The organism is Moraxella sp. CTOTU47724 (genome assembly GCF_032014955.1).
Taxonomy (GTDB): Bacteria; Pseudomonadota; Gammaproteobacteria; order Pseudomonadales; family Moraxellaceae; genus Faucicola; species Faucicola tetraodonis.
Window position 1 is genome coordinate 22,802 of record NZ_DALZSV010000025.1, and the last position, 10,197, is coordinate 32,998.

Annotated in this window: 8 protein-coding genes; 2 read left to right on the forward strand and 6 right to left on the reverse strand. The window is 45.4% G+C overall.

Translation table 11 applies throughout. From position 1 onward, the window contains the following. Positions 1-3: 3 nt before the first annotated feature. Entirely contained in the window at positions 4-3,771 is a 3,768-nt protein-coding gene (gene metH, locus RTR63_RS06795) for a methionine synthase (protein ID WP_312523394.1), read from the reverse strand. Positions 3,772-4,041: 270 nt separating this feature from the next. Here metH and RTR63_RS06800 point away from each other — a divergent pair, with 270 nt between their 5' ends. Beyond that, on the forward strand, positions 4,042-5,283 hold the full coding sequence (locus RTR63_RS06800) for an NnrS family protein (protein ID WP_312115810.1): 1,242 nt from the start codon (positions 4,042-4,044) through the stop codon (positions 5,281-5,283). A 1-nt stretch (position 5,284) separates the two neighbouring features. On the opposite strand, the gene RTR63_RS06805 is transcribed toward RTR63_RS06800, so the two are convergent. Continuing rightward, positions 5,285-5,788, reverse strand: coding sequence for a hypothetical protein (locus RTR63_RS06805; protein WP_312385313.1), 504 nt, complete (start codon positions 5,786-5,788; stop codon positions 5,285-5,287). Between the two features lie 57 nt (positions 5,789-5,845). On the opposite strand from RTR63_RS06805, the gene ppk2 reads away from it, so the two are divergent. Then, a complete protein-coding gene (gene ppk2 / locus RTR63_RS06810; protein WP_256999111.1) occupies positions 5,846-6,859 on the forward strand; it encodes a polyphosphate kinase 2 in 1,014 nt (337 codons plus the stop codon). A gap of 93 nt (positions 6,860-6,952) precedes the next feature. Here ppk2 and RTR63_RS06815 read toward each other — a convergent pair whose 3' ends face one another. The 4 genes from RTR63_RS06815 to RTR63_RS06830 all read right to left on the reverse strand — a co-directional run bounded on the left by RTR63_RS06815 (position 6,953) and on the right by RTR63_RS06830 (position 10,078). Continuing rightward, on the reverse strand, positions 6,953-8,395 hold the full coding sequence (locus tag RTR63_RS06815; RefSeq protein WP_312523395.1) for an ATP-binding protein: 1,443 nt from the start codon (positions 8,393-8,395) through the stop codon (positions 6,953-6,955). 34 nt (positions 8,396-8,429) lie between these two features. Then, positions 8,430-9,107: a response regulator gene (locus RTR63_RS06820; protein WP_138018489.1), complete on the reverse strand. Its 678-nt coding sequence runs from the start codon at positions 9,105-9,107 to the stop codon at positions 8,430-8,432. A 43-nt stretch (positions 9,108-9,150) separates the two neighbouring features. Continuing rightward, positions 9,151-9,690, reverse strand: coding sequence for a cytochrome b/b6 domain-containing protein (locus RTR63_RS06825; RefSeq protein WP_312523397.1), 540 nt, complete (start codon positions 9,688-9,690; stop codon positions 9,151-9,153). Positions 9,691-9,802: 112 nt separating this feature from the next. Further along, on the reverse strand, positions 9,803-10,078 hold the full coding sequence (locus tag RTR63_RS06830) for a PepSY domain-containing protein (RefSeq protein WP_007117114.1): 276 nt from the start codon (positions 10,076-10,078) through the stop codon (positions 9,803-9,805). Positions 10,079-10,197: the final 119 nt, after the last annotated feature.

The window sequence follows — 10,197 nt, forward strand, 5'->3', positions numbered from 1 at the left end:
AACTTATAAATTCGGATTTAGCCATTTTTCTGCTGTAGCTTTATCCCAACCCTTACGTCTAGCATAATCTTCCAACTGGTCTTGGCTGATTTTACCGACATTAAAATAATCACTCTCTGGGTGGCTATAATAAAACCCACTCACGCTAGACGCAGGGTACATGGCATAGCTTTCCGTCAAATACGTCCCAATGGCGTTGGTTGTGTCCAGCCAGTCAAACAGCTTACCTTTCTCGGTATGATCAGGGCAGGCAGGATAACCCGGGGCAGGGCGAATACCGACATATTTTTCTTTGATGAGTTCATCATTGGTTAGGCTTTCATTCGCTTGATAGCCCCAATATTGTTTACGAATCAACTCATGCAAATGCTCGGCAAATGCCTCAGCAAAGCGGTCGCAAAGCGCCTGTACCATGATGGCACTATAATCATCGCCTTTGGCTTTATAGTCATTGGCAAGTGCTTCTGCGCCAAACAATGACACCGTAAAACCACCGAGATAATCGGTTTTTTCAGGACTGATAAAATCCGCTAGGCTGTAATTAGGTTTACCACTGGCTTTATCAGATTGCTGGCGTAAATGCTCAAAGGTATGCGTGACATTGCCTTGCTCATCGAGTACCTGCACCGTGTCTGAGCTTGGGCGTTGGGCAGGGCTCAGTCTAAACACCGCTTTAGCTGTGACCAATTTTTCCTTGATTAATTTATCAATCATGGCTTGAGCATTGGCAAATAAGTCTTTGGCTTCCTCCCCGACGATGTTATCATCAAAGATTTTGGGATATTTGCCGACCAATCCCCAAGAGATAAAGAAAGGCGTCCAGTCGATATATGGCAATAAATTTTGTAACGGATAATCGTCCAAAATGACTTGTCCTAATTGGTTGGGCTTAGGCGGCGTGTAGTTTGCCCAGTCGTATTGGAAACCTTGTTCAATCGATTCCGCATACGACAGCTTCGCCGCTTTGGGTTGGCGATTGGCAAGACGTTCACGGACTTCGCCATACTCTTGACGCAGCTCACTGATGAAATCGACGCGTTTTTCTTTAGATAGTAAGGTTGTGGCTACGCCCACTGCGCGACTGGCATCGGCAACATAGACAACCGCATCGTTTTGATAGTTGGGCTCGATTTTTACCGCGGTATGGGCTTTTGACGTCGTTGCACCGCCAATCAGTAGGGGCAGATTAAAGCCTTGCTCCTGCATTTGTTTGGCAACATACACCATTTCATCAAGGCTTGGGGTAATCAAGCCTGACAAGCCGATGATATCGACGTTTTCATCTTTGGCGACTTGTAGGATTTTTTCACAAGGCACCATCACGCCTAAGTCGATGATGTCATAGCCATTACAGCCGAGCACCACGCCGACGATGTTTTTGCCGATGTCATGCACATCGCCTTTCACCGTTGCCATGAGCACTTTGCCTTTGGTTTCGCCTGCAACTTTTTCTTGTTCGATATACGGATTAAGCCATGCTACCGCTTGCTTCATCACCCGAGCGGATTTTACCACTTGTGGTAGGAACATTTTGCCTGCCCCAAACAAGTCACCGACCACATTCATACCGTCCATCAAAGGTCCTTCGATAACGTCTAAGGGACGCGGGAATTTTAGCCTCGCTTCTTCGGTGTCTTCATTGATATAGGTGGTTACCCCTTTGACTAGCGCATGTTCAATGCGTTTTTCTACGGGCAATTCACGCCATGACAAATCGACGGTGCTGTCTTTTTTCTTACCGCTCAAATAGTTTTCTGCCACTTGCATCAAATGGTCGGTGGCGTCTTGACCTGACTCGCCTTGGTTACGGTTCAAAATCACGTCTTCAATGGCGTTTCTAGCATCTGGTTCGATATCGTCATACAGCTCTAACATAGCGGGGTTTACAATCCCCATGGTCATGCCGTTTTTGATAGCATGGTACAAGAACACGGCGTGAATGGCTTCTCGAATGGGATTGCCACGAAATGAGAACGACACATTCGACACACCGCCTGAGACCATAGCGTTGGGCAAATTGTCGGTAATCCATCGGGTAGCATTGATAAAGTCTAAGCCGTAGTTGTTATGCTCTTCAATCCCCGTGGCAACGGCAAAAATATTGGGGTCAAAGATGATATCTTCACTCGGAAAACCGATTTCATTAACCAAAATATCGTATGAGCGTTTGCAGATTTGGATTTTACGCTCAAAGCTATCCGCCTGTCCGTCTTCATCAAACGCCATGACGATAATCGCCGCCCCATAACGCTGACATAGCTTGGCTTTTTCCACAAACTCTGTCTTGCCTTCTTTTAACGATATCGAATTGACCACAGATTTGCCTTGCGTGCATTTAAGACCCGCTTCGATGATGTCCCATTTTGACGAATCAATCATCAGCGGTACACGGCTGATATCTGGCTCACTGGCAACCAAATTGACAAAGTGAATCATCGCCGCCTTACTATCTAGCATGGCTTCATCCATGTTGATATCAACGACTTGGGCGCCGCCTTCGACTTGGTCACGAGCCACGTCCAACGCTTCGGTGTATTCTTCGTTTTTGATGAGACGCAAAAATTTCTTTGAGCCTGTGACATTGGTACGCTCACCGACATTGACAAACAGGCTATCACGGGTGATGTTAAACGCTTCGAGTCCCGACAATCGGCAAGCTGGCTTGTAGTCTGGTAGTTGGCGTGGGGCAAAGGGTGATGTCATCTCGACAATTTTGGCGATATGTTTGGGGGTGGTACCACAGCAGCCGCCCACAATATTGACCAAGCCAGATTTGGCATAGTCGGCAACCATGGTGGCAGTTTGCTCAGGGGTTTCGTCATATTCGCCAAACTCGTTGGGCAAGCCTGCATTGGGGTGAGCGGACACAAAAGTTTCGCACACATCCGACAAGGTTTTGATATGCGGTTTTAACGCATCTGCGCCTAGCGCACAGTTAAACCCAATCGAAATCGGCTTGGCATGGCGGATGGAGTTATAAAACGCTTCGGCAGTTTGTCCCGACAGCGTACGTCCCGACGCATCGGTAATGGTGCCCGAAATCATAATCGGCAATTCAAACCCAATGGTCTCGAACACGCCCGTCACCGCAAAAATCGCTGCTTTGGCATTTAGGGTATCAAACACGGTTTCTATCAAGATGATGTCTGCACCGCCTTCAATCAAAGCGTAAGTCGCCTCAGTGTAGTTATCAACCAGTTCATCAAAGGTGACATTACGAAAGGCGGGGTCATTGACATCGGGTGAAATCGAGCAAGTGCGAGAGGTGGGACCAATCACGCCTGCCACAAACCGGGGTTTGTCTGGGTTTGTCGCAGTGACCTCATCACACACTTGACGGGCAAGGGCGGCGGCGGATTTGTTAATCTCATAAACGAGATTTTCCATGCCGTAATCTGCCATCGAAATTTGCGTGCCATTAAAACTGTTGGTTTCAATGATATCTGCGCCTGCCTCAAGATACGAGCGGTGAATATCACGGATAATATGCGGCTGGGTGAGTACCAGTAAGTCATTGTTGCCTTTGACATCACGTCCAAAGCCTGCAAATCGTTCACCACGGTAGTCTGCCTCGATGAGTTTATAGTTTTGGATTTCAGTACCCATCGCGCCGTCAAGGAACAAAATCCGCTGTTTTAACAGGTCAGCTAAACGGACTTTGTTAGTCGCTTGTATGGCTTTGAACGGAAAATTGGCAGGGGGTGTAAGTTGAAAATTGGCTGGGTCGTGGGGTTTGTGACTGGTAGGGGCGTTACTGGTACTAATGCTCATCGAAGTGCCTGTCCTAATTCAATTATCAAATTTTTAAATAATGCGATTATAGCATTTTGTAGGCAGTCAATCGTGAGATTTGTGGAATAACCTATTGAATGAAAATTTTAGCTAAAACCTAATTTGTGTATAAAAGCATGAGGCAGAGAGAATGAAAATAGCGTTAATCTTTAATATGTAAATTAACGGCTATTCTCATTTACACTTTGCTATAATATATATTTTAAATATATGTTAAAACGATGGTTGCCCCAATAAGTGAGCATAGCCATGCAACAAATCAAATTACCTAACAAACCCCCTTATTCTCCCCATCCTGTACTCAATTTAGGCTTTCGCATTTTCTTTTTAGGTGCAGCAGTGTTTGCGATTTTGACGATGCTGAAATGGGCATACATAACGTTTGCCACGCGGTTTGAGTTTGATGGTACGCATCAGATGATGCCGTTTTACTGGCATGGTCATGAGATGTTGTATGGTTACGCACTGGCAGTGATTGCAGGGTTTTTGTTGACCGCCGTGAAAGCTTGGACTCAGCAGTCTATGCCTTATGGTTATAAGTTGTTGGTAATTTTTGTACCTTGGGCGTTGGCTCGAGTGTTATTTTTGGCCAACGGCATCAATATCAACACCGGCACGCTGATAGCGGCTGCGAGTGATATCATATTTTGGTTATTAACCGCCTCTTTTGTTATCTTACCGATTTATCGCGTTCGGCAAAAACGCCAAATCGGTATCGTGGCTAAGTTGCTTTTATTATTCATCGGACAGGTTTGGTTTTATGTTGCGCTATTTACCCAAAACAATAATGGCATGCATATGAGCCTGTTATTTGGGTTGTATTTGATTGTTGGCGTGGTGCTTACCATCGGTAGACGCGTGATGCCAATGTTTATTGAACATGGGATAGCTACGGGTGGGGAAGTACGACAGAAAGTTAAAAATTCTGATTTGCTGGATCGGCTCAGTCTGTTAGGATTTTTTGCCTTTATGCTGAGTGATGTGTTTCTAACGGGCTATCGTTGGGCAGTGTGTGCCAGCGGTACGGCAGCGCTAGTCATTGCGATCAGCAATTTAATACGACTTAAAAACTGGTATTTGCCAGAAATTTGGTCAAAACCACTACTGTGGTCACTTTGGCTAAGCTTTTTTGGTATGGTGATTGGGTTTTTCCTATTTGTATTAGTCCCTTTTGGTATCATCAATCACAGCTTAGCGATGCATGCCGTTGTGATATCAGGTATTGGGCTAATGACACTGGCAATGATGTCGCGGGTATCTTTGGGTCATACCGGACGTAATATCCATCAGCCGCCCAAAACCGTTACTGTCATTTTTATTAGCATGACGATGGCTTGGTTGGCGAGGGCGGTATTGGGTTGGATACTGCCTGATTATTACTTTGCTACGCTGGCAATGGCTCAAGCGTTTTGGATTGTCGCCTTCTTGGTATTTGTAGCGAGTTATGCGCCTATCTTAACTTTGCCAAGAACAGATAAATTATTTGGTTAGTTTATTTAACGGTAAACTGCTCATCAGCTATGGCAACTTTGGGTGGCTCGATATAAGGTAACACAGCGCCACGGCAACTTTCTCTACTATTTTTAGTCGCAGCAAGCAGCTTTAAGCGCGCCAAATACTGGGCTTTTAACGCATTAAAGCTTTGTTTATCCACACCCGATGTATTTAAGGCGGTTAATTCAGCCGTAGCTACCCAGCGGTCAACAGTATTATAGTGCTCGCGAGAATGGCGCCAACCAAACTCACAAAATTCTGCTTCTGCCCAAATAAGTTTGACTTCACTATCGGCTACTGTTTTGACGAGCGGGGTAAACGCAGGCGTTTGTTTAATGGTCAACAGACTTGCCCAAAGATCGGGACGCTGTAAACCTGATGTAGGCGGAATGTCTGCTGTCAAAGGCAGTTTGTCAACTTGGTTGGTTTTTAACGCCTCAACAATACTTAATGCTTCAGCCAGCGCAGATAAGCTGATGTTTTTAACCTTTTGTATCATCATACCTTCATAATTTTGTCATATTATCAGCATTTTTAATGCTCATTAGAGAACGTCAATATGCCAAATAATCAGCCCACTGCACATAGCAACCTCACTATCAGCGATCATATTACCGATATGCTTGATGACTTACCCCAATCACATTTTTTAAATGATGAAACCCTCAAAACCAATGATAGACTGCGTCAACAAATGCATGACGACTTGATTGACAGCTATGATGAAGAGATTGAGTCCGAAATGGACGACTACATCCAAGATTTACGGTATGACGGGCAGCCGTTAACCGACAGCCAAAAAATCGCTCGCCATATTTATTTCAATGAATTGATTCGTCTGCAAAAAGAATTGATCAAATTGCAAGATTGGGTAGTAGCAACCGGTGAGCGCATCGTTGTCATCTTTGAAGGTCGCGACTCAGCGGGTAAAGGCGGCGCTATCAAACGTATCACCCAACGGCTCAATCCGCGTGTCTGCCGTGTGGCCGCCCTGCCTGCACCTAATGACCGAGAAAAAACCCAATGGTATTTTCAGCGCTATGTCGCGCACCTGCCAGCGGCGGGGGAGATTGTGCTATTTGACCGCAGTTGGTACAACCGCGCTGGGGTTGAGCGAGTGATGGGGTTTTGTACTGACGCGCAATACGAAGAGTTTTTTGAGTCAGTGCCAGAATTTGAGCGTATGTTGGTGCGCTCGGGGATTCGCTTAATCAAATATTGGTTTTCTATTTCAGATGACGAGCAAGAATCACGTTTCATGAGCCGTATTTATGACCCGCTCAAACAGTGGAAACTCTCACCGATGGATTTAGAATCGCGTCGCCGCTGGGAAGATTATACCAAAGCCAAGGAAGTGATGTTTGAACGCACCCATATTCCAGAAGCCCGTTGGTGGGTGGTTGAGGGTGATGATAAGAAAAAAGCGCGGCTAAACTGCATCAACCATCTGCTCTCACAAATTCCCTACCAAGAAATACAACGGGATAATGTGGTATTGCCAGAACGCGAGCATCACGATAACTACCAGCGTGAGCCTATCGCTGAAGATATGTATGTGCCCAACGTGTACTAATTTTTTTAGTTTACTCCCACAAAAAGGATACGCTATGTATCCTTTTTTAAATGCCCCCTGTTGTTGGTCAGTTAAACTTCAGCAATTGGCACGTCAGCGCTTAAAGAGACTGACTTGAAAACCGCAAATCTGCCCATTGTGTTCTAGGTTCTGCATGGTAATTTGCAAACCATGCAGCTCAGCGATACGGCGCACAATCGACAGACCCAAGCCACTACCAATCTCAGCTTGACCTGCGGGACGAAAAAACCGCTCTGATAGCCGAGCAAGGTCGATAGGTGCAACCCCATTGCCATTGTCGATGACTGAAATCACCTCGCTATCTAACACTAACCGAATCGTGGTATGGTCAGGGCTATAGCGAATGGCATTGTCCAATAGGTTACGCAGCAAAATGCCGATTAACGTGGCGTTACCTGTCAAAGGCAAAATAGCTTTGGCATCCACTAACACATCACGGCGTAATTGGCTGTTTTTTTCGCGGGCACGACGGTTGACTTCTGAGAGGATATCATTGGATAGGGCTATCCAATCAATCGGTGCAAAGGTCTGCGGGTCGAGCCCTTGCTGTGGCGCCAGTTTTGCCAAAATCAGCAATTGTTCGACCAGTCGATTGGCGCGCTCATTACTATGACTGATTTGTCGGCAGTGACTCAGGAGTGCATCGGTTTGACTATCGGTTAAATTGGCTTGCAAAATGGTTTGTTGTAGTACATCGGTCTGTAGTTTGATGGCAGTGAGCGGGCTGCGTAATTCATGAGAGGCATCTGCGGTAAAGCGTTTTTCACGCTCAAGGGTATCCGCGACTTTATCAAATAACTCATTAAGCGCGTTTAGCAAGGGTTGAATTTCTAATGGTGTATCGACCGATAATGGGGTTTTATCTTCAGGGCTGCGAGTGCTCAACAAGTCACTAATCCGTTTAAGTGGAACAAACCCTCGTCGCACTGACAGCCATGTCAGCATAATCAATAGCAGCACCCCAATCAGCGAGGGAACGAGTTGAATGGTTAATGATTTATAGATAATCTCTTGACGCGAATTAAGGTTTTGCCCGATAGCGATGAGATGGTTGGTAGCGTCGTCATGCGCATAAAACAGGCGCCACGAGTGACTAAAGGGATTGAGCTCTTGATAGGCACTGTTGTTTTCCAAAAACCCATGTTGTTTGGGCAAAAATGTAAAATGCTGACCGTCTTTATCAGCCATCAGTAATTTACCGTTTTGATCCCAAATCGCAAAACCCATATAGTCTTCTTCGGCATCCCCTAAATCGCCTGATAGCAAGCCATTTTCAAGATTTAAAATTTTAGGCTCATTGGCAGGGTTGGTGAGATGAAGCTTAACATCTTGAGAAATACCAATCAGATAGCGGGCTAATTGGGTGATTTGGGTGTCATTGATTTCGTTGATTTCGTGTGAAAGCCGCCATACCGATATGAGGGTAATTGATAGCCAAATAATCGGTAGTCCGATGAGCAGGGAATTGAGCAGCTGCCTTTGGATACTATAAGCTTTTTGGGTGGTAGGGGTCATAATGGTAACCGCTTAAAGAAGGATAGCGGGCGAATCATTCAGGGTGCTGCAAGGCAGGATTGAGATAATAGCCAATACCACGCCGAGTGAGGATAAAATCATTGCCGAGTTTTTTTCGCAGGTTATGAATATGTACCTCAATCGCATTGCTTTCAATATCTTGCTGCCAACCGTATAGCTTATCCTCAAGGCTGGCACGGCTATGTACCAAATTGGGATAGCTGATAAACTGCTCAAGGACAGTGATTTCTTTGGCAGTCAAATCCACCCATTTGCCTTGATAAAAAACTTGCTGCTGCTGTGGCAAATAGCTGACATCCCCATAACGGATTTCGGTTTGACTGCGCCCTTGGCTACGGCGAATCAAAGCCTGCAAACGGGCAACCACTTCATCTAAAGCAAAGGGTTTGACCAAATAATCGTCTGCGCCAGCATTGAGACCTGCCACGCGGTTGGCAATGGCATCACGCGCCGTAATAATCAAGACAGGCGTGTCAATCTTTTGCTGTCGCCAATTGGCTAAAATGGTCATCCCATCGCCACGTGGCAAGGTCAAATCCAATAACACGGCATCAAACACCCCTTCATGAATTGCCATTTCACCGAGTTTGGCATCAGCAAACCAATCCACCATCATGTTTTGTTGGCTCAAGCCTTTGACAATACCATCGGCAATGGTGGCATCATCTTCAATCAGTAAAATTCGGGTCATGAGGGTCTTCCGTGTGTTTTAGCTTAGTTTTTAGCGAAGGTATTTATTGAACAGTTTTTTCACCCGTTATCATCGATTTTACCAAGTTTTGCTGTTGTAGTCTGCCCATTATAATCGCGGCTGCCACATGTAAAGGGACTAGTACCCAAAGACTATTGGCTAAAAATTCGTGAATCGCTTGGATGCTATCTTCTCCCCAAAATTGGTCGGTGGTTTGCAGATAGCCTGTGACACCCAGCGCGATAATAACGCCCCACAGCGCAAACATCATCAGCGCACCCAACGGATTGTGACCCAGATGACCTTGAAACTTATGCTGCTTGATGTCGGTCATATGCTCGCGAATGCGGGTTGGGGTAGGGAAAAAATTGCTAAATCTGGCATATTGGCTACCCATCAATCCCCAAAGCAAACGAGATACTACGAGCGCCACGACGGCATAACCCATGTACTCATGCACATCACTACCACCTTCAGTGACGATAAGGTTGGCAAAAATACCCGCAGCGACTGCCCAATGAGTGATGCGCACCCAAATATCCCAGACTTTGACGGTTTGTGCAGATTGTGGTTGTGGTAACATTGTTATTTTCCATTGTCTAAAATATCAACACGGCTAAGTTAGCCGTGTGAAGGCATAACATTGGCAAACCTACCTCAAATTGCGTTGGTTAGACGGTTTGCTTATCCTATCATTAGTCGATTTCTGATTTAACGATTTTGCCGTCTTTGGTATCAAAGTACATTTCAACTTTTTTACCACCTTTGCTTTTGCCATACATCTCAAAGCAGTTGCCATCTGTTTTGAATTTTTTGATAGTAAAGCCATGTTTTTCTAGTGCTTTTTGAAAATCGGCTTGCGGGATTTGTTCGTTTTTTGGGTGCGCTTGGCAGTTGGCTTCGGCAAATGCGCTGCTAGCTGATAACATAGCGAGTGCCAATAAGCCTGAGGTGATTAATGATTTTTTCATAATGCCATCCTAAGTTTTTGATAAAGTTGTTAGGTCACGGGATAAGGTTGATACTGAGGTATATCCGAGTGGCTGAGTATATTAAAACAACGTAACCTTAACGAAAACTTAGCTGAAGA